Raw genomic sequence first — 20,105 nt, forward strand, 5'->3', positions numbered from 1 at the left:
GATCGATGACCACTCTAGAGAAATCAAAAATCTTCCCTTAGCTGAGGAGACAGGACATAGGAGTGGGGAGAAGGGAGTGTGGTAGTAGGGAGATGAGGATAAAAAAGACAAGAGACAATTATTATAGGCATAAAACCGAAGATTATCGCAAATTTATCTGATTTTTAAGATATTTTGAGCCGATAGCACCTCGAGAACTTACTTTTGCAGGAGGTCTCAGGAACATCTAGAAAAGCTATAGTAGGAAAAAGGCTATTTTTCTGGCGAGGTGACAATTTATGGCAGTCAAAAAAGAGTTTTCCAGTTTTGAGGAACTGTTGCAAACCACTAATCTTCCCGTGTTAGTGGATTTCTATGCCACTTGGTGTGGTCCTTGTCAAATGATGGCTCCGATTCTAGAACAAACGGGAATGTATTTCAAAAATCGCCTACAAATTGTCAAAATTGATACAGACAAATATCCCAATTTAGCCAGTAAGTACGGTATTCAAGCTTTACCCACTTTAGTAGTCTTTAAAAATGGTCAACCGATCGATCGAATCGAGGGAGTGCTGCAGGTTAACCAACTGGTTCAACATTTACAAACTCTGTTGTAAGATGATTTTGAACCAGAACTAGGAGTTAGTGTCATGGCAAAGGCGATTTGGAATGGTGCAGTGGTAGCGGAAAGCGATAACTGCGAAATTGTCGAGGGAAACTACTATTTTCCCCCCGATACCATCAAAGCTGAATATTTTCAACCCAGTAACACCCATACGATTTGTTCTTGGAAAGGAGAGGCTAGTTACTATACTCTCAGGGTAGATGGACAGGACAATAAAGATGCCGCTTGGTATTATCCCGATCCTAAGCCAAAAGCCCAAAATATCAAAGGATATATCGCCTTTTGGCGAGGTGTGCAGGTTGAGAAATGATCGCCATCTACCCCGGCAGCTTCGATCCAGTTACACTCGGTCATTTAGATATTATCGAACGTAGTGTGCCACTATTCGAGCGAGTCATCGTGGCAGTTCTCTGCAATCCCCATAAAAACCCCTTATTTAGCGTCGAACAACGCATAGAACAGATCAGCTACTGTACAAAACACCTGAAAAACGTTGAGATAGACAGTTTTTCAGGATTAACGGTTGAATATGCCAGATTGAGAGGGGCCAAGGTACTTTTGCGGGGGTTGCGAGTCCTCTCCGACTTTGAAAAAGAACTGCAAATGGCCCATACCAATAAAACTCTCTGGGAAGGGATCGAAACGGTTTTTTTAGCCACCACTAAAGAATATAGTTTTTTAAGCAGTAGCGTGGTTAAAGAAATCGCTCAATTCGGTGGCTCCGTCAGCCATCTAGTCCCGGAAAACGTTTCTAGAGATATTTACTCATACTACAGTTAACATACTAGAATACAGTAATGAGGACGATCTGAACCTATGGCGCGCCGAGAACCTAATGATCGCAGAAAAGCAGTACCTAACACTTCTAATAGTGGGGTTCCCAGTCCACCCGTCGATTTCGATATCTATCAGGATTTGGCGCGTCTGCAAGAGATGATTTTTGATAGTTTCCATATCCCCCTCACCCGTTGGACAATGATCGATGAGGGACAGATATCCGAACAGATCGATCTCATCTATGAAACCGTGCCACCGGCAGTACAGAAAGCTTTAGCAATTTTGCAGGAAGAACAGGAAATTATCACTAAAGCGGAAGAATACGCTCAACAAGTCCTTCGTTCCGCTCAACAAAGAGCCGCCCAAATTCTCGATGAGTCCGGTATTATTCAACAAGCAGAACGGCAAGCGGCCCAAATTCGTCAACGGGTTCAGCAGGAGTGCGAATCCTTGCAACAACAAACCCTCGATGAAATCGAACAGATGCGTCACAGCGCCGTGCAGGAAGTGCAACAGTTACGACAAAAAACCCAAGTTGAATGTCATGAAATTCAAAAAGGCGCTGACAACTATGCCGAAGCGGTTTTAGAAGATCTCGAGGGACAATTAGGGCAAATGTTACAAGTTATCCGCAACGGTCGTCAACAGGTAAGATCGAAACCAACATCGTTAAAAAATCTACCCGGAGAACGTCCTTAATCAGTTATCAGTTATCAGTTATCAGTTATCAGATGTAAGTTTTAAGTTAATTAGTTAGTTATCTTTATCCCTGATTACTGTTTACTATTTACCGATCACTACTGATAAATGATAACGGAATTTCATGAATAACTCCTCCTCGAATTCCCATTTATTCGGACGCTTTCTCAGCGGGTTATTCAGCTGGAAAATTTGGTTATTTGTCCAGATATTTCAAGGCAGTAAAAGCTTTTATCGATTCCTGTATCATTATTTATATCGTCGTCCTAAAATTGATCGCATTCTCGGTAGCGATGTCATCTATATTCCTGAGAAAAAACTTTATAGCATTCCCCTCGATGTGCTGAAAATGGAGCAGCAAATGGTTAATAGTGATCACCAGCAATTGACTTCTGTTACTACTTGGAAAGTTAAAACGATTCATCCTACCATCACCGAAACCGAGATCCAATTCCACGATATTACCGTCGATTTACAACAGGTACACCTGATTAAATCAGACCTTGATAACTACGATTATACTAATACTCGCCGCTTGGCTCCTCTGGTGAAAACCTTACTTTTTGAAATTAACCCCAAAATTGCCAGTTTAGTGGAAAAGAGAAATCAATTACATAGACTGCGAAATCTGGCCGCATCTTCGGAAATTTTTCATTCACAAACCCCATTGTATGATCGAGCAATTAATCAAGTCCAGCTAATTATTGATCAAGCGGAAACTTTGAGACAAGAATGTTTAAAATTTATCCGAGAAACTCTGATCGAACGGGAATTAGTGCAATCCGATATCGATAGCAATCTCATTAATTGTAACCTCGATTTTGCCAGTCAATATCAACTAATTCAAGAAAAATATCAACTCTGGAAAGAAGAGGTACAAGCTTATTTTGAATTAAAAGATTCTTCCCTACCTAAAAATTAACTATGGTTATCAGTTATCAGTTATCAGTTATCAGTTATCAGTTATCAGTGATCAGTGATCAGTGATCAGTTACAGGATTTAGTGTAGAGTTCTTGCGTAATTAATTTTTGAGGGTTCAAAAACGGCAAAAATAATGATTAAATTGCATAAAATATGTAAATATAGCGGTTCTCGCATCTGTGCGGCACACTTAAACCTTTGCTGATTAAACTTTTCAACATCGATAATGTACCTCGTGCGAACAGGAAACGCTATAGACCATTTAATTGATTATTATTCATTCTTAATTCTCCTGACTCCTGACTTCTAACCCTAACAACAATTTTTGATTTTTACAACAGGATTTAGTATTATGTCTAATTTAACGGCAATTCGTGAACATATTTTTGCTTGGGGAAAACGCACCTATATCATGGGTGTTTTGAATGTTACTCCCGATAGTTTTAGTGATGGGGGAGAATTTGACAATGTTGAAAATGCCCTGCTACAGGCGATGAAAATGATCGAGGCCGGGGCTGATATAATCGATATCGGTGGTCAATCCAGCCGTCCGGGAGCCGAAGAAATTAGCCTAGAAGCAGAATTATCGCGAGTTATCCCCGTCATCACCGCTATTCGACAACAAAGTTCTATTCCTATCTCTCTCGATACCACTAGGGCGATCGTCGCGGCCGAAGGTATCGCCGCCGGGGCCGATTTGATCAATGATATTTCTGGGGGAACCTTCGATCGCCTATTATTGCCCACGGTGGCTAAATTGGCTGTTCCCATCATCCTCATGCACCTGCGGGGCAATCCGCAAACGATGCAATCCTTAACACATTATGATGATTTAGTCAAGGAAATTAAAGAATTTTTACAGAATCGCGTTAAGGAAGCTTTACAGTGGGGTGTTGCTAGGGAAAATATTATCATCGATCCGGGGATTGGTTTCGCCAAAACCGGGACACAAAATCTTGAGTTATTGCGAGAATTAGGGCAATTTCGGGATTTAGGTTTACCTATTTTAATTGGATTGTCGAGAAAACGCTTTATCGGCGAGATTACAGGCAAAGATGACCCAAAAGAACGAGTTTTCGGAACGGCGGCGGCCTGTGCTATAGCGATCGCTAAGGGGGCCGATATCCTGCGCGTCCATGATGTGGCCGCGATCGTAGATGTGAGTAAAGTGGTGGACGCAATCGAGCGAAGTTGAAAATTTTTGCTAGTCTTAGAATCATCCACAGTTCGATCGAAATTAGCGATGAATAGCCAACTAACCAGCGATCATTGTATGTTACCCGTGATTCGATCTCCCCGGGATTATCAAGTTTTTCGCATTAGCGCTGGGGATACGAATCGTTTAGCGATCGTCTTCGATTCTACCGTAGCGGGGGATTCCTTGACCGTCTGTGTGGAAATTTTCGATCCTCACGGTTGCACCCCTACCCATCGTCATCATTTTGCCGTAGAAATGTTTTTTATCCTCAAAGGGGAGGGAATGGCTATCTGTGATGGTAAACCGATTCCCCTAGGTCCAGGGGATAGTTTATTAGTCCGTCCCACGGGTATTCACGAGATTAGAAATGTGGGAGACGGAAGACTTTATGCACTATGTTTTATGGTTCCCAATGAGGATTTTTCGGAATTAATTCGCAATGGTATCCCAGAGGAGTTAGACGCAGAAGATTTAGAGGTGTTGATGGGAACTATTAAAGGATAGTCAAGCCATATTATCCCTTAAATTTTGGGCTTTTTTTTCAGGAAAAGAGCGATAAAAAAGGTAAAGGTTCCTCCCAGAAGTCCGAAGATTAGCCAATTTAATCTTGGATAGCCTTTATTGATAGCGATGACTGTAGCAAGGCCACCGATGAGACAATGCCAGAAAAAAAGCAACAAGAATAAATCCAAGCTCGGGGAAATATCAGCAATTAGTTTCATATTTTATCAGTAGAGCGATCGAGTTAATTTTTTAGATAGCAAATCTCTAGAATTTTTCCAATGACCGAATCCCTTAGCCTGTGTTATGTTTACTCACATCGATTAAGTATTTCTCTTATTTTTTTGTCCAAGGCCATTTTGTTCCCATCTCGGTTAAAGCTGAAAAAACTAGATAGAGAATGAGAAAAGCAACACAAAAGAAGAAAGTCAATAAGTCGTTATTCATCGAGTTATCCCTGATAGCTTAAAGGTCACTGATTCACTACTATCCATTCTACTTAGCAATTACTGCTTTTCTAGATTGTTGAAACAGGTTTGATTATTGTTGCTGTTGTGCCAAATAGTTAAGCACTGTTTCCAGAGTCAAGTCTAAGCGTTCCGAGATTTGTTGCGGGGTTAAACCGAGGTCTTGCATCAGAGGAATTGTTTTCAATTTTTGCAAGTTTATTCCCTGTTCAATTCCCTGTTCAATTCCCTGTTCAATTCCCTGTTCAATTCCCTGTTCAATTCCCTGTTCAATTCCATCTTCAAAAGCTTCTTGATAGAAACGAGTTTGTTTTAGGTCTTGTAGTTCTAACATAGCTTCAATTTCCTCTCGACTTTTTTGGGGTAACTTATAAATGATGATCGTTTCGATTAAATCAATGACATTTTTCTGTACTAAGCGATCGCTCACTTCTCTTTGAGCCTGTTTAATTAAAATCTTAGCAGAATTAACAGCTTGACTCTCACTTTCCGTAACCAATTTGATCAGCGCGATCGCTAAGGAAGGAGTCTCGTCATTTGGCAATTCATCCAGATAGATTCTTTTAATCCTGGCCAAGGATAACAAATCTGCAAATTGCTGGGGATGTTCTCGCTCAATTTCTCGGCTAGGATAAATAACAACTATCTGCCACGGTGACAAAGGTTTATACTGTCTAAGATACAAGAAAAGTTCTGAAAATAATCGATAATATAGGTCTTCATCCTTTTGAAACTGCACTTCTACCAGATAAAAAGGCAAATTTTCCAGATTATCGAGCGGCAAAAATAAACCATCCAATCGAAAAGCTAGTTGTTTGACTTCTTGGGAAGTAAATCGATAATTGCTAACGATAGCATCGGGTCGTTCGATTAATTCAAAGAACGAATCGGGAAAATCGAGAAACATTCGATAGAATATGCTGTCAGTTTTCATGTCATCGCTGATAGCTTAAAGGTCACTGATTTACTACTATTAATTTGCCAACTACTTAGAAATTGCTGCTTTTCTAGATTGTTGAAACAGGTTTGATTATTGTTGCTGTTGTGCCAAATAGTTAAGCACTGTTTCCAGAGTCAAGTCTAAGCGTTCCGAGATTTGTTGCGGGGTTAAACCGACTTCTTGCAGTAGAGGAATTGTTTTCAATTTTTGCAAGTTTATTCCCTGTTCAATTCCCTGTTCAATTCCCTGTTCAATTCCCTGTTCAATTCCCTGTTCAATTCCCTGTTCAATTCCCCGTTCAATTCCCTGTTCAATTCCCTGTTCAATTCCCTGTTGAATACCATCTCCAAAAGCTTCTTGATAGAAACGAGTTTGTTTTAGGTCTTGTAGTTCTAACATAGCTTCAATTTCCTCTCGACTTTTTTTGGGTAACTTATAAATGATGATCGTTTCGATTAAATCAATGACATTTTTCTGTACTAAGCGATCGCTCACTTCTCTTTGAGCCTGTTTAATTAAAATCTTAGCAGAATTAACAGCTTGACTCTCACTTTCCGTAACCAATTTGATCATGGCGATCGCTAAGGAAGGAGTCTCATCATTGGCCACTTCATCCAGATAGATTCTTTTAATCCTGTCCAAGGATAACAAATCTGCAAATTGCTGGGGATGTTCTCGCTCAATTTCTCGACTAGGATAAATAACAACTATCTGCCAGGGTGACAAAGGTTTATACTGTCTAAGATACAAGAAAAGTTCCGAAAATAATCGATAATATAGGTCTTCATCCTTTTGAAACTGCACTTCTACCAGATAAAAGGGCAAATTTTCCAGATTATCGAGCGGCAAAAATAAACCATCCAATCGAAAAGCTAGTTGTTTGACTTCTTGGGAAGTAAATCGATAATTGCTAACGATAGCATCGGGTTGAGCGATTAATTCAAAGAACGAATCGGGAAAATCGAGAAACATTCGATAGAATATGCTGTCAGTTTTCATGCTGTCACAAAATTGCCTGTAATTTCAGCTTAATCCGCCAACAAAAGAGAACTAACCTATGATCATCCCATCGTTTCTGCAACCCGGTGCTAAAGTTTCTCTGGTGGCCACCAGTGGAGCCGTCAAGGAATTAGCCGCCCTAGAAAAAGGCGTAGAAATCTGGCGATCGAGGGGTTATCAAGTGGAATTTAGCGAGAATTGGTCGAATCGTCTCGGTTATCTCGCCGGTAGCGACGAGCAACGTCGTCAAGCTTTAGCCCAAGCATGGCAAGATCCCGATTGTCAAGCAATTCTCTGCGCTAGGGGGGGTTACGGTAGCGCTCGCCTCTTAGAAAATTGGACATGGGCAAAAACTAACCCCAAATGGTTAATCGGTTTTTCCGACGTGACGGGGATTTTATGGAGTTTAGCGAAACAGGGCATCTGTAGCGTTCACGGGCCAGTTTTAACCACCTTAGCCCAAGAAAGTCCCCAATCAATCGATCGCCTCTTTTCTCTCCTAGAAGGTCGTCCTTTAGCCCCTTTTGTCGGTCAAGGTTGGGGTGGTGGCAAAGTGCGGGGACGCTTATTACCGGCTAATTTAACCGTAGCCACCCATCTCCTCGGAACCTCGGTTCAACCCACCTTAGAGGGGGTAATTTTAGCCCTAGAGGACGTAACCGAGGCCCCCTACCGAATTGATCGAATGTTAACTCAGTGGCGAATGCTGGGCATTTTCTCCCAAATTAAAGGCATTGCTCTCGGTCGTTTTAGCCGTTGTTTGGCAGCCCCCGGCAGTGATAGTCAAACCGTAGAGGAAGTCTTAAAAGAGCGTTTGAGCGATTTGGGTATTGCGGTTATTGCTGAGTTACCTTTCGGTCATGATGGCGATAATGCCGCTTTACCGGTGGGAACAATGGTAGAACTGGACGGGGATCGGGGAATCTTAGAATTTTTCTATCCAGAATGATCCACTTTTTTGATACTATCTTAGAGAAGTGTTAACAAATGTAACAAAAAATTAATTATAGATGAAAGTATTAGTTGTCGGTGCGACGGGAACCCTAGGGCGACAGATCGTGCGTCATGCCATCGATCAGGGACATCAAGTGCGTTGTTTGGTACGCAGTCAGAGAAAAGCGGCTTTTTTGAAGGAATGGGGCGCGGAATTAGTCGGGGGAACCCTACGGGATAAGAGTACCATTATTACCGCTTTAGAGGGAATGGATGCGGTAATCGATGCCGCTACGGCCCGGGCGACGGACTCGGCCAGCATTAAACAGGTGGATTGGGATGGTAAAGTTAATCTGATTCAAGCGGCCAAAACTGCCGGAGTCGATCGCTTTATTTTCTTTTCGATTCTCAATGCCGAAAAATATCCCAACGTGCCTTTAATGGAGATAAAACGCTGTACGGAGAAATTTCTAGCAGAATCGGGCTTAAAATATACAATTCTCCGTCCCTGTGGCTTTATGCAGGGTTTAATCGGTCAATACGCCATCCCGATGTTAGATAATCAAACCGTCTGGATCACGGGGGAAAGTACAGCGATCGCCTATATGGACACCCAAGATATCGCTAAATTCGCCGTTCGCGCCCTAGAAGTCCCCGAAACCGTCGGTCAATCCTATCCCGTGGTCGGCAGCAAAGCTTGGAAAGCTGAAGAAATTATCGAAGTTTGCGAGCGCCTATCGGGTAAAGAGGGGAAAATTTGGCGTTTACCCATGGGATTACTGCGTTTTATGCGAGGAATAACCCATTGTTTCCAATGGACCTATAATATATCTGACCGACTAGCTTTTGCGGAGGTTCTCGCTAGTGGTCAAGCCCTTGATGCTCCAATGAAAGAAGTTTATCAAGTATTTGGCCTTGATCCGAGTCAAACAACTACTTTAGAATCCTATTTACAAGAATACTTTAGCCGCATTCTCAAGAAGCTCAAGGAAATCGACTTCGAGAAACAAAAAGCTCAGAAGAAGAAGAAAACTCCTTTCAAAAAGAAAGCGTGATTCAGCAGTAGGAAAATTTGTCAATGCCCAAAATCGGCATTATTTACAACGATATTAAGCCTATCGCTTGTAAAACAGCCCATCAGATACAAGATCAGCTACTTTCCTTAGGTTGGCAGGTGTTTATGGCTACCGGCAGCGGTGGCCTACTAGGCCATTCTAAACCCTCTCGTCCGGTTTGTTTTACCCCGATCGATCAGTTAGTCCCCCCCCACTTCGATCAGGATTTAAGTTTTGCGATCGTTTTGGGGGGCGATGGTACAGTCCTATCGGCGGCCCGGCAATTGGCCACCCTCAATTTGCCCCTGTTAACGGTCAATACGGGACACATGGGTTTTTTGACCGAAATTTACCTAAATCAGCTTGAACCCGCCTTAGAGCAGGTTTTAGAGGGGAATTACACCATCGAAAATCGCTCGATGATCACGGTGCGACTGTTTCGCGAAGATACCCTCCTCTGGGAGGCACTTTCTCTCAATGAGGTGGTCGTCCACCGGGAACCCCTCACCAGTATGTGTCATTTTGAGATTCAAATTGGTGAACACGCACCCGTCGATATCGCTGCCGATGGGGTGATTCTCTCCACTCCTACTGGTTCTACTGCCTATGCTCTCAGCGCCGGTGGCCCGGTAATAACTCCCGATGTGCCAGTATTACAATTAGCCCCCATTTGTCCCCATTCTTTAGCTTCCAGATCCTTGGTATTTTCTGACAAGGAAACTGTGAATATTTTTCCAGCAACTGCTAACCGGATGGTGATGGTAGTGGACGGTAATGGCGGTTCTTATATCTTGCCAGAAGATCGAATTAATGTGCAGAAATCGCCCCACCAAGTCCATTTTATTCGTCTGCAATCGACGGAATTCTTCCGCATCCTCCGGGAAAAATTGGGCTGGGGTTTGCCTCATATTGCTAAACCAACTTCGGTGGAATTACCTTAATCAGTTATCAGTTATCAGTTATCAGTTATCAGATGGGATTTTTCAGTTCACTGATTACTGGTTACTGTTTACTGATAGCTGAATTTATACTAAATCCAGTTATTAAAGACTGATTATTTATTCCTCCTTTTGCCTCTTGCCTCTTGCCTGTCCTCATAAATAGCCTATACTCAGCGTATTTAGTATTATGCTCTCTTTTCGTGCCAAGATAGCTTTTTATTTAGAGGATGTCACCACGGCGATCGGACTGACGGTAAATCTGCTTATCTTGGCATTAATTTTACTCTCTTTGGCGATTTATGTGGCTCAAACCTATCCCTTATCCGCCACTTGGCAAATGTGGTTACGTCAGCTTGATTGGGGAATTTTAAGCTTATTTTCCCTAGAGTATTTAATTCGGTTTTGGTGTGCGGAATCAAAACTAGGCTTTGTTTTTAACATTTTTTCCATCCTAGATTTATTGTCAATTCTGCCTCTATTTTTTGGTTTTTTTGATATTAGATTTTTTAGAATTTTTCGCTGGTTTAGAATTTTGCGAGTGATTCGTTTTTTTGGTTCCGATCTTTCTATTTTTCAAATTAAAACTTCCGATCAGATAGTATTTACTCGCATATTACTAACTCTATTCTCGATTATTTTTGTTTATGCTGGTTTAATTTATCAGATCGAACACCCAATTAATCCCCAAGTCTATCGAACATTTTTTGATGCTTTTTACTTTGCCGTTGTGACTATGACTACCGTGGGATTTGGGGATGTGACTCCCCTTTCTGATGGGGGCAAAATGGTGACAGTTTTAATGATTTTAACGGGAGTTTTGTTAATTCCCTTGCAAATTAGCGATCTGACCAAACAAACATTAAAATCTGGCACTCAAATTGATTATCCTTGTCCAGATTGTGGTTTACCCCGTCACGATATAGATGCCAACTTTTGTAAAAACTGTGGCGCAAAACTCTTAAAAAAACCTGATTGAGACTAATTCTGGCGAAATGGGGAGCGGGGAGCTTTTCGGTGTTGCCAAAGGCACGGCGTAGCCGTCCAGTAAACAGTAATCAGTAATCAGTGAACTGAAAAGGCTCTCTTGGATATTGGCTGAAAAATGTTCACATTGTTACATTATGGGCGCAAGCAGTTCGATAAACTCACTGACCACGTTACGCCCCTACATTGCACCTGTGTGATTGGTAGGGACCTATAGCCCACGCCCTTTCTTCGATAAGAGCTGCTCATCACTATAACCCCAAGAGAGCCACTGATAACTGATTCAAGGCTGATGGCTGAGAGCGGTGGGAATCATGACAATTTACAATTGCTTAATAATTGTTGCCACTGCCGTGATAATATGTGTTGTGGCTCACCTGAGCGTCATAGCTCGGAAAGCAATCCAGATATTGAGATTAGTCTATCGCTGATTTAGGTGTACCTTGTCTGACCCATCGATCGAATCTCCCCCAACCCCAGAAACAAACCCGCCGTCAGATCCGATGCGGGAATACTATCAACTACAAAACACCTTATTGATCACCACCCTGATCTTAAGCGGTCTGATCTTTATACCCGTGTGGCTGTTTTATTCCCTCAATACCGCCCTTAATTACCTATTAGGGGCAATGGTGGGAGTTGTTTACCTAAAACTCCTCGCCGGGGAAGTGGAAAAATTGGGGGTAACGAAAAATCGCGTGGGCAAAAAAGGATTAGCCCTATTCGCCGGATTAATCATCATCGCCAGTCGTTGGCAAGAACTGCACATAGTGCCAGTTTTTTTGGGGTTTTTGACCTATAAAGGGGCGATCATCGTCTATACCCTGCAAACCATCTTCAAGCTGGAGCAGAAAGGCGATTCCTAAACCCTTTGACCGTTAAAATAACCCTGATTTGCGAACCCGAATCTCTCTAAGGTAGAAATGTTAGACAGTTTAAGTGTGCTTAATTTTTATAGCCTCGCTTCTCTGGAAGTGGGACAACACTGGTACTGGCACATCGGCGGACTAAAAATTCACGGGCAAGTGATCGCGGTCTCCTGGATCGTCTTCGCTATCTTAATCATCGCCTCGATCGCCGCTACCCGCAAAATCCAGAAAGTCCCTAGCGGTATTCAAAACCTCATGGAGTACGTTCTGGAATTTCTGCGCGATTTAGCCAAAAACCAGCTAGGAGAAAAGGAATATCGACCCTGGTTGCCCTTCATCGGCACCCTATTTTTATTTATTTTCGTTTCTAACTGGTTAGGGGCTTTGATTCCTTGGAAGTTAATCGAACTGCCCGAAGGAGAATTAGCCGCCCCCACTAACGACATCAATACCACGGTGGCGTTAGCCCTACTGACTTCCCTCGCTTACTTCTACGCAGGCATCAGTAAAAAAGGACTCGGTTACTTCGCTCACTACCTAGAGCCGATTCCCGTGCTATTACCGATCAAAATTTTAGAAGACTTTACCAAACCCCTCTCCCTCAGCTTCCGTCTTTTCGGAAACATCCTCGCGGACGAGTTGGTAGTAGCCGTATTAGTCTTCCTCGTCCCCCTAGTCGTACCCCTACCCCTGATGGCTCTCGGTTTATTTACCAGCGCTATCCAGGCCCTTGTCTTCGCCACCCTTGCCGGGGCCTATATCCATGAGGCCCTGGAATCGGAACACGAAGAAGAACACGCTTAAAAGCGAGGGACGAAAACAGAAAAATTTCTTAGGGAAAAGTGTCCAAATAATAGGATAATAACTAAGAAATTATTGGTCGAATTCAGTATGAGCAACTGAATTCTAGGATCGTTCTTTCCCAAAAACTCTTTCGGGAGTTTTGAGCAGAAAACCAGCTATTTTTTACGGCTGAGAACGCGCTCTGTAAACAACAGATTGAAATTGATTAGTAAATAGAGGAAAAAATCACCATGAACCCCACAGTAGCTGCCGCTTCCGTTATCGCCGCCGCCCTCGCCGTTGGTTTAGCCGCTATCGGCCCCGGTGTTGGTCAAGGTACCGCTTCTGGAGAAGCTGTTTCCGGTATCGCCCGTCAACCCGAAGCTGAAGGAAGAATTCGTGGTACCCTTCTCCTCAGCTTGGCATTCATGGAATCCTTAACCATCTACGGCTTGGTTATCGCTCTCGTTTTACTGTTCGCTAACCCCTTCGCCTAATTAAAAAAGCAGTCGGTTATCAGCCCCCAGTCCCCAGCTTGGCAGCGGAGTTTTCAAAACTCTCAAAAAACGCCGAAGCAGCTAACTAAAAAGTCTGGTTTTTGGGACAGAAGGCTGATAGCTAATTAAGGGAATTTTGCTGATCCCCCCTGACTGTTCATCGTTAAATCAGGGGGATCGTCTTCCTTTTTTGAACCTGTCTATAGCTTCTATTTATCAGGAATAAATCAATGTTTGATTTCGATGCCACCCTGCCAGTGATGGCACTACAGTTTATTCTTTTGGCAGTGATCCTGAACGCCGTTTTTTATAAACCCCTCAGTAAAGTTTTAGATGAACGGGCGGAGTATATTCGGCAAACGGAAGGCGGAGCCAAAGAACAACTAGCCAAAACCGAAGCACTGGTACAAGAGTACGAATTACAATTAAGTTCGGCTCGTAAACAATCCCAAGAGATTATCGCCCAAGCGCAAGCTGAAGCCCAAAAACTAGCCAGCGAACGAGTTGCCGCAGCCCAAAAAGAAGCGATCGCCCGTAAGGAAGCCGTCGCCGCCGAAATTGCCCAACAGAAAGAAGAAGCCTTTCGTTCTCTAGAAGGACAAGTGGCCTCTCTTTCCCGTCAAATTCTCGAAAAACTCCTCGGCCCCGAACTCGTTCGCTAAACCCCAGCCATTGGTTAATAACAGTGATCAGTAAAAAGATAGAACTCAGTCGTCAGGAGTTAGTCCCGATGCCAAAGTTGGCACCGCCAAGCATGAAAGTAGTACCTACTTCCCACTTCCCACTTTCAAGTTAGAAGACTGATAACTGATAACTGATAACTGATAACTGATAACTGAACAACCTACTCCCCGCCCTCAATAATCATGATCATCGACACAGTTTTATTATTAGCCACGGAGGCGAAGGAAGCGGCAGCAGAGGGATTCGGCATCAACACCGATATCTTAGGAACTAACCTATTTAACCTCTCGATTCTGCTCGGTTTAGTCATCTTCTACGGCCGCAAAGTTCTCGGACAAATCCTCGGAGAACGTCAGTCGAAGATTGCTGAAGCTTTAGCCGAAGCAGAAAACCGGAAAAATATTGCCGCTACCGCCCTCGCCGAAGAACAGAAAAAACTCGCCCTGGCAAAACAAGAGGCGGAAAAAATTATCGATAACTCTCGAACTAGAGCTAAAACCGTCGCCGCCGACATCTCCGCCCAAGCCGATCTCGATATTCAAAGAATGCGCGAAAGTGCCGCTAAAGATCTCTCGGCGGAACAGGATCGCGTTTTAGTAGAATTACGCCAAAGAATTACCGCTTTAGCCTTAGCTAACGTGGAATCCCAGTTAAGCGCCGGCCTGGAAGAATCGGTACAACAAACCCTAATTGATCGCAGTTTGGCGAACCTAGGAGGTAAATAGATGCAGGGAAGTTTAATCAGTTCAGAAATCGCCGAACCCTACGCCCAAGCATTACTTTCCGTCGCCCAAAGCAGCGGACAATTAGAAGCGATCGGCGGCGAAATAAAATCCCTCTTAGAATTGTTGGAAAATGCCCCCGATCTAAGAGCTTTTATCGGCAATCCCGTGATCAAAGAAGAAGCTAAAAAAGCCGTTCTTTCCCAAGTAATGGGGAGCAGTGCCAATCCCTATTTAACTAACTTCATGATGTTATTGGTCGATAAACGTCGGATTCAATTTTTAGAACCCGTTTGTCAACAATATCTCACCTTGGCCAGAGTGCTGACTAACACCGTTTTAGCGGAAGTTTCCTCGGCCACCGAATTGAACGATAGCCAAAAACAAATCGTCATCGACAAAGTAAAAACCCTGACCGGGGCGAACGTGGTCGAACTGAAAACCAAAGTTGATGGCAGCCTGATCGGTGGTGTGGTGATCAAAGTCGGTTCTCAGGTCTTTGATGCCAGCATTCGCGGTCAACTACAACGCCTCAGCCTCTCCCTGCGCTAAGGTCATCGAATCTCCCTTTTTTGCCGTTTTTTCACCTTCTAATTTTTTACTTTTTCCCAGATTAAACTATGGTAGCTATCAGACCCGACGAAATTAGCACGATTATTCGTCAACAGATCGAATCCTATAACCAAGAAGTACAGGTCTCCAACGTGGGAACCGTCCTACAAGTAGGTGACGGTACTGCCCGCATCTACGGCCTACAACAGGCCATGTCGGGAGAACTATTAGAATTTGAAGATGGAACCGTCGGCATCGCCCTTAACCTCGAAGAAGATAACGTCGGTGCGGTGTTAATGGGTGACGGTTTCGGGATTAAAGAAGGCGGTACGGTGAAAGCTACCGGTAAAATCGCTCAGGTTCCCGTGGGTGAAGCCTTAGTCGGCCGCGTGGTTGATGCCCTCGGTCGTCCCATCGACGGTAAAGGAGACATACTCGCCAGCGAAACCCGTCTGGTGGAATCCCCCGCCCCCGGTATTGTCGCTCGCAAATCCGTCTGTGAACCGATGCAAACCGGCATCACCGCTATCGATGCCATGATTCCCGTCGGTCGTGGCCAACGGGAGTTAATTATCGGTGACAGAAAAACTGGTAAAACAGCGATCGCCATTGACACGATCATTAACCAGAAAAGCGAAGACGTGATCTGTGTCTATGTCGCCATCGGTCAAAAAGCCTCCACCGTCGCCCAAGTAATCGACACCCTCACCCAAAGAGGCGCCATGGATTACACCGTAGTGGTGGCCGCTAACGCTAACGACCCCGCCACCCTCCAGTATATCGCCCCCTACACCGGAGCTTCGATCGCCGAATACTTCATGTATAAAGGCAAAGCGACCCTAGTTATCTACGATGACCTCACCAAACAGGCTCAAGCTTATCGTCAGCTATCCCTGCTCATGCGTCGTCCTCCCGGTCGTGAAGCTTACCCCGGCGACGTTTTCTATCTCCACTCCCGTTTACTAGAGCGTGCCGCTAAACTCAGCGATGCCCTCGGTGGTGGTAGCATGACCGCCCTGCCGATTATCGAAACCCAAGCCGGTGACGTTTCCGCCTACATTCCCACCAATGTAATTTCGATTACTGACGGTCAGATCTTCCTCTCCACCGACCTCTTTAACGCTGGTTTCCGTCCCGCTATTAACGCTGGTATTTCCGTATCCCGCGTGGGTTCGGCGGCCCAAACGAAGGCAATGAAAAAAGTTGCCGGTAAATTAAAACTGGAATTAGCCCAGTTTGACGAATTAGAAGCTTTTGCTCAATTCGCTTCTGACCTTGATGCGGCCACCCAATCACAACTGGCTCGCGGTCAACGTCTGCGTCAAATCCTGAAACAGCCCCAAAACTTCCCCCTCTCCGTTTGGGAACAGGTCGCGGTGGTTTATGCCGGTTTAAACGGTTATCTCGACGATATCCCCACCGATAAAGTTATCGATTTCTGCGCCGGTTTACGCGAATACCTGAAAACCAGCAAACCTCGCTACGTTGAGATCGTCAGCACTGAAAAACAACTCAACGACGAAGCGGAAGGCCTGCTCAAAGATGGCATCAACGAGTACAAACAGGCTTTCAAGTAAACTTCTGTGAGCTTTAAGCTGTCAGCCTTTTCAGTTATCAGTGATCAGTAAACAGTGACCAGTAAACAGTGAAAAGATGGCCAGAAACTGCTATTTAGTACTGCTCACTTAACACATACTGCTCACTTAAAACTCCAATCTGATGACTGATAACTGATGACTGATAACTGATAACTGATAACTGATAACTGAATTATGCCTAATCTCAAAGCGATTCGCGACCAAATTCAATCGGTCAAAAATACCAAAAAAATTACCGAGGCCATGCGTCTGGTGGCGGCCGCCAAAGTGCGTCGCGCCCAAGAACAAGTTCTCTGTACCCGTCCTTTTGCCGATGCCCTCGCTCAGGTACTCTATAATCTGCAAGGTCGTTTAGCCTTTAGTGATGTTAATTTACCCCTACTGGCCCAACGGGAAGTAAAAACCGTGGCTCTGTTAGTAGTCACAGGCGATCGAGGTCTTTGTGGCGGTTATAATACTAACGTCATCCGTCGTGCCGAACAACGGATGAATGAATTAAAAGAGCAAGGGATTAACTATCAATTAGTTGTTGCCGGCCGAAAAGCAGCACAATATTTCGAGCGCCGCAATGCTCCCATTGCCGCTAAATTTATTAACCTCGAACAGATTCCCACTGCCGATGAAGCTGGTACTATTGGGGATGAATTGCTTTCCTTATTTTTATCGGAAACAGTCGATCGGGTCGAGTTAATTTATACTCGTTTTATCTCCCTGATCAGTTCCACTCCGGTGATTCAAACCCTGTTACCTTTAACTACCCAAGGTTTAGCGGTACAGGATGACGAGATTTTCCGTTTAGTGACTAAAGAGGGAAAATTTAAGGTACAACGGGAAAAAATGGCCAGCCAACCGGCGCAGGTTTTTCCCCAAGACATGATTTTTGAGCAGAATCCCGTCCAAATCCTCGATTCTCTCCTACCTTTGTACTTAAATAACCAATTACTGCGCGCTCTCCAGGAATCGGCAGCGAGTGAATTAGCAGCCCGGATGACGGCGATGAGTAACGCCAGCGATAACGCCAGCGAGTTAATTGGCACTTTAAGCCGTACCTACAACAAAGCTCGTCAAGCCGCTATTACCCAAGAATTGTTAGAAGTAGTAGCGGGAGCCAATGCTCTCTAGGTTTAAGCCAGTTTTTATTCTGACTATCAGTAGGAGTGATTATTTTCACTCCTTTTTTTATAGTAGCTGGCGTAAAATCCTACACCCTGCCCCAGGAAAAACTTTTTCGGCAAACCCGAATTAGCTTCAAATAGAGTCAGGGCAATCCCTTTTCTGATATTTTCTGGCCTCTTGAAAAGCCCCATCTCATCCTGTATTCTAAGTCAGCGGAAGAACTATAAATGTCAATCGATTAAGCTAAATCTTAAACTATAATCCTTAAACTATAATCATTACCCGATCGCCCAGGAGGGACAAAACAACTCGTGAGTATAACTGATTTAATCCAAAAAGGCGGAGTGGCCATGTGGCCGCTGCTTTTTCTGTCTATTTTAGCTCTTAGCACTATTATCGAACGAATTTGGTTTTGGAGTCGCACCCTCCTCAGTGAAGGGCAGATTTTAAATCGCATTATGGAATCAGCTACGCGTAACTGGGATTTAGCGACTAAAGTAGCCCGGGATTCCCGTAATCATCCCATCGGTAGCTATCTTTATGCACCTCTTCGCTTAGAAAATCCAGATCCAGAGGTTTTTCACTTCGCCCTCGAGTCAGCTGCCGATGAACAATTATCGCTAATGAAACGGGGCGATAAAATCCTTGAGGCAGTCATCGCCCTTTCTCCCCTGTTAGGATTATTAGGAACGGTACTCGGTTTAATTACCTCTTTGGCTAATATTCAACTGAGTGACCTGGGAACGTCTTCCACGGCGGGAGTAACTTTAGGTATTAGTGAAGCTTTAATTTCCACCGCTACCGGACTAATCGTCGCTATTTTTAGCCTCGCTTTCTATCGTGTTTTTCAGGGACTTTGGTTCAATCAAGCCCGAATTTTTCGCAAGGCTGGCAGTGATTTAGAAATTATCTACCGTCAACGTTGGCTAGATGGAGAAGACCAACAATATTCCCTCAGTGCTAACCTAGAAAAACCTCTCGATCGCTAAATCTCTCCCTAATCACCCATGGCCGAAACTAAATCTCTTAACCACAAAAAGCCAAAAAGTAGCCATATTACGGCTCGTCCGCTCAAATTATGGCATGATCAACACCGCATTCAAGAGGATGTGCAGGTTAATATCATTCCCTTGATCGATGTAATTTTCTGTATTCTCACCTTCTTTATTCTCGGTGCAGTGGGATTGTCTCGCCAACAGGCCATCAGCCTCGATTTACCGAAAGCTAGTACCGCCACCACCCCGATGCGGGAAATGTTGGTGGTTAGTCTCGATGATTTCGGACAACTCTACGTCGAAAAACAGATGGTGACTCGCGCCCAGTTGTTCGAGGCGATTAAGAATTATCATCAATATAGTCCCAATGGACTGATGGTACTGAATGCTTCGCGTAATGCCAGTTACAACGAAGTGGTAGGGGTTTTAGACCTACTGCGACAGGTAGGCGGCGATCGCGTGGCTTTAGCGACTCTATCGGGGGAGGCTAACAATCCCACCCTGGAAAATAGCAATCCTTTGCCCAATTTACCGACTAATCCCACCTTACCCGGGTTAACCAATCCTCTAGGCAGAAATTAACTAGGAATGGATGCGATAGGTGAGTAATTGCTCTTCGAGAGCAGCAATGCGATTGTAAGCCGCCGTCAATTGTGCCGTTAATCGGCGAATTTGGATTTCATCGGAAAAAGAATTTTCTCCACTGACAGCCGGGGCCTGTTTGCCACCGTGATCCCGGAGAATATCTTTATGATCGTAGAGACTATTATCGGATAACTCGGAAAAACCGACCATTTCCAGGGATTCTCGCGGAGAACGACTCGATTTATCCCCAGCTAGGATAGCAATTTGCCGGCTGAGGCTTTCGACAATATCCTGTAGGTGATCGACTTTCCGATCAAGACTGATAATCTGTTGTTGTAGTCCATTCATGCAATTACCTAGTAATTAAGGAGGTTTCCCCTCTATGCTAGGCTCTAGAAGAGATGGACTATAACAATTTATGATTGATTTAACGATCCCTTTACTGCCCTTAACTCATCTTAATATATTGCCCCGGTCAACCGGCTGCCCGCGATAGCACTTCTATCAGGAATTAAGGTAAGCTGTTGAGCAGTAAGCCTCGATTTTAAGGAACTAAATTATGTTTAAAAATTGGTCTTTCGATGATTGGATGAATCATATCCTTTTTCTGGCTACAATTGTGGCTTTGCTGACGATTTGGCTGGGTAGATAATTAAAAACTATTTTTCTTTCCTTGCTTTACCG

At 44.0% G+C, this 20,105-nt stretch carries 25 protein-coding genes; 21 read left to right on the top strand and 4 right to left on the bottom strand.

The window, feature by feature from the left end:
* The first annotated feature begins 278 nt into the window (after positions 1-278).
* From trxA to myaer_RS19660, 7 genes are all read left to right on the top strand, one after another.
* A complete protein-coding gene (gene trxA, locus myaer_RS19630; protein ID WP_046663323.1) occupies positions 279-596 on the top strand; it encodes a thioredoxin in 318 nt (105 codons plus the stop codon).
* A 33-nt stretch (positions 597-629) separates the two neighbouring features.
* The gene (locus myaer_RS19635) at positions 630-914 is read left to right on the top strand and encodes a DUF427 domain-containing protein (RefSeq protein WP_002750041.1); all 285 of its coding nucleotides are present in this window, start codon (positions 630-632) and stop codon (positions 912-914) included.
* Entirely contained in the window at positions 911-1,384 is a 474-nt protein-coding gene (gene coaD / locus myaer_RS19640; protein ID WP_046663325.1) for a pantetheine-phosphate adenylyltransferase, read from the top strand. The genes myaer_RS19635 and coaD overlap by 4 nt, the downstream gene beginning before the upstream one ends.
* Before the next feature lie 36 nt (positions 1,385-1,420).
* Positions 1,421-2,080: a hypothetical protein gene (locus myaer_RS19645; RefSeq protein ID WP_046663326.1), complete on the top strand. Its 660-nt coding sequence runs from the start codon at positions 1,421-1,423 to the stop codon at positions 2,078-2,080.
* 124 nt (positions 2,081-2,204) lie between these two features.
* Positions 2,205-3,002 (top strand): hypothetical protein, encoded by a 798-nt coding sequence (locus myaer_RS19650; protein ID WP_046663328.1) that lies wholly within the window; start codon positions 2,205-2,207, stop codon positions 3,000-3,002.
* Positions 3,003-3,354: 352 nt separating this feature from the next.
* On the top strand, positions 3,355-4,197 hold the full coding sequence (folP, locus tag myaer_RS19655) for a dihydropteroate synthase (RefSeq protein ID WP_046663329.1): 843 nt from the start codon (positions 3,355-3,357) through the stop codon (positions 4,195-4,197).
* A gap of 48 nt (positions 4,198-4,245) precedes the next feature.
* Positions 4,246-4,704 (top strand): cupin domain-containing protein, encoded by a 459-nt coding sequence (locus myaer_RS19660; RefSeq protein ID WP_002800061.1) that lies wholly within the window; start codon positions 4,246-4,248, stop codon positions 4,702-4,704.
* Between the two features lie 17 nt (positions 4,705-4,721).
* Here myaer_RS19660 and myaer_RS19665 read toward each other — a convergent pair whose 3' ends face one another.
* The 3 genes from myaer_RS19665 to myaer_RS19675 form a co-directional block, all read right to left on the bottom strand.
* Positions 4,722-4,922: a hypothetical protein gene (locus tag myaer_RS19665; RefSeq protein ID WP_046663331.1), complete on the bottom strand. Its 201-nt coding sequence runs from the start codon at positions 4,920-4,922 to the stop codon at positions 4,722-4,724.
* A gap of 319 nt (positions 4,923-5,241) precedes the next feature.
* Positions 5,242-6,102 carry an Rpn family recombination-promoting nuclease/putative transposase gene (locus myaer_RS19670; RefSeq protein WP_046663333.1) on the bottom strand — a complete coding sequence of 287 codons (861 nt, stop codon included), beginning with the start codon at positions 6,100-6,102 and terminating at the stop codon, positions 5,242-5,244.
* Between the two features lie 96 nt (positions 6,103-6,198).
* The gene (locus myaer_RS19675) at positions 6,199-7,107 is read right to left on the bottom strand and encodes an Rpn family recombination-promoting nuclease/putative transposase (RefSeq protein ID WP_046663335.1); all 909 of its coding nucleotides are present in this window, start codon (positions 7,105-7,107) and stop codon (positions 6,199-6,201) included.
* Between the two features lie 58 nt (positions 7,108-7,165).
* On the opposite strand from myaer_RS19675, the gene myaer_RS19680 reads away from it, so the two are divergent.
* The 14 genes from myaer_RS19680 (at position 7,166) to myaer_RS19745 (ending at position 19,418) form a co-directional block, all read left to right on the top strand.
* On the top strand, positions 7,166-8,056 hold the full coding sequence (locus myaer_RS19680; RefSeq protein ID WP_046663336.1) for a S66 peptidase family protein: 891 nt from the start codon (positions 7,166-7,168) through the stop codon (positions 8,054-8,056).
* 61 nt (positions 8,057-8,117) lie between these two features.
* A complete protein-coding gene (locus myaer_RS19685) occupies positions 8,118-9,095 on the top strand; it encodes an SDR family oxidoreductase (RefSeq protein WP_046663337.1) in 978 nt (325 codons plus the stop codon).
* Positions 9,096-9,118: 23 nt separating this feature from the next.
* Positions 9,119-10,036 (top strand): NAD(+) kinase, encoded by a 918-nt coding sequence (locus myaer_RS19690; protein ID WP_046663339.1) that lies wholly within the window; start codon positions 9,119-9,121, stop codon positions 10,034-10,036.
* Between the two features lie 187 nt (positions 10,037-10,223).
* Positions 10,224-11,012, top strand: coding sequence for an ion transporter (locus myaer_RS19695; RefSeq protein WP_046663340.1), 789 nt, complete (start codon positions 10,224-10,226; stop codon positions 11,010-11,012).
* Between the two features lie 511 nt (positions 11,013-11,523).
* A complete protein-coding gene (locus tag myaer_RS19700; RefSeq protein ID WP_002784830.1) occupies positions 11,524-11,886 on the top strand; it encodes an ATP synthase I in 363 nt (120 codons plus the stop codon).
* 57 nt (positions 11,887-11,943) lie between these two features.
* Positions 11,944-12,693, top strand: a complete 750-nt coding sequence (atpB, locus tag myaer_RS19705) for a F0F1 ATP synthase subunit A (protein ID WP_002739857.1) — start codon at positions 11,944-11,946, stop codon at positions 12,691-12,693.
* Positions 12,694-12,923: 230 nt separating this feature from the next.
* On the top strand, positions 12,924-13,169 hold the full coding sequence (atpE, locus tag myaer_RS19710) for an ATP synthase F0 subunit C (protein WP_002740068.1): 246 nt from the start codon (positions 12,924-12,926) through the stop codon (positions 13,167-13,169).
* A 230-nt stretch (positions 13,170-13,399) separates the two neighbouring features.
* Positions 13,400-13,831 (top strand): F0F1 ATP synthase subunit B', encoded by a 432-nt coding sequence (locus tag myaer_RS19715; protein ID WP_002769600.1) that lies wholly within the window; start codon positions 13,400-13,402, stop codon positions 13,829-13,831.
* 204 nt (positions 13,832-14,035) lie between these two features.
* Positions 14,036-14,578, top strand: coding sequence for a F0F1 ATP synthase subunit B (locus tag myaer_RS19720; protein WP_046663341.1), 543 nt, complete (start codon positions 14,036-14,038; stop codon positions 14,576-14,578).
* Positions 14,579-15,127 (top strand): ATP synthase F1 subunit delta, encoded by a 549-nt coding sequence (atpH, locus tag myaer_RS19725; RefSeq protein WP_002763366.1) that lies wholly within the window; start codon positions 14,579-14,581, stop codon positions 15,125-15,127.
* 68 nt (positions 15,128-15,195) lie between these two features.
* Positions 15,196-16,704, top strand: coding sequence for a F0F1 ATP synthase subunit alpha (atpA, locus tag myaer_RS19730; protein WP_046663342.1), 1,509 nt, complete (start codon positions 15,196-15,198; stop codon positions 16,702-16,704).
* 195 nt (positions 16,705-16,899) lie between these two features.
* Positions 16,900-17,847: a F0F1 ATP synthase subunit gamma gene (locus tag myaer_RS19735; RefSeq protein ID WP_046663344.1), complete on the top strand. Its 948-nt coding sequence runs from the start codon at positions 16,900-16,902 to the stop codon at positions 17,845-17,847.
* Positions 17,848-18,191: 344 nt separating this feature from the next.
* On the top strand, positions 18,192-18,830 hold the full coding sequence (locus myaer_RS19740) for a MotA/TolQ/ExbB proton channel family protein (RefSeq protein WP_080949821.1): 639 nt from the start codon (positions 18,192-18,194) through the stop codon (positions 18,828-18,830).
* Positions 18,831-18,848: 18 nt separating this feature from the next.
* Positions 18,849-19,418 (top strand): ExbD/TolR family protein, encoded by a 570-nt coding sequence (locus myaer_RS19745; RefSeq protein ID WP_002787908.1) that lies wholly within the window; start codon positions 18,849-18,851, stop codon positions 19,416-19,418.
* On the opposite strand, the gene myaer_RS19750 is transcribed toward myaer_RS19745, so the two are convergent.
* Complete coding sequence (locus tag myaer_RS19750) at positions 19,419-19,769, bottom strand: hypothetical protein (protein WP_046663347.1); 351 nt, start codon at positions 19,767-19,769, stop codon at positions 19,419-19,421.
* Positions 19,770-20,105: the final 336 nt, after the last annotated feature.

Origin of the sequence: Microcystis aeruginosa NIES-2549 (assembly GCF_000981785.2) — a bacterium.
Lineage (GTDB): Bacteria > Cyanobacteriota > Cyanobacteriia > Cyanobacteriales > Microcystaceae > Microcystis > Microcystis aeruginosa_C.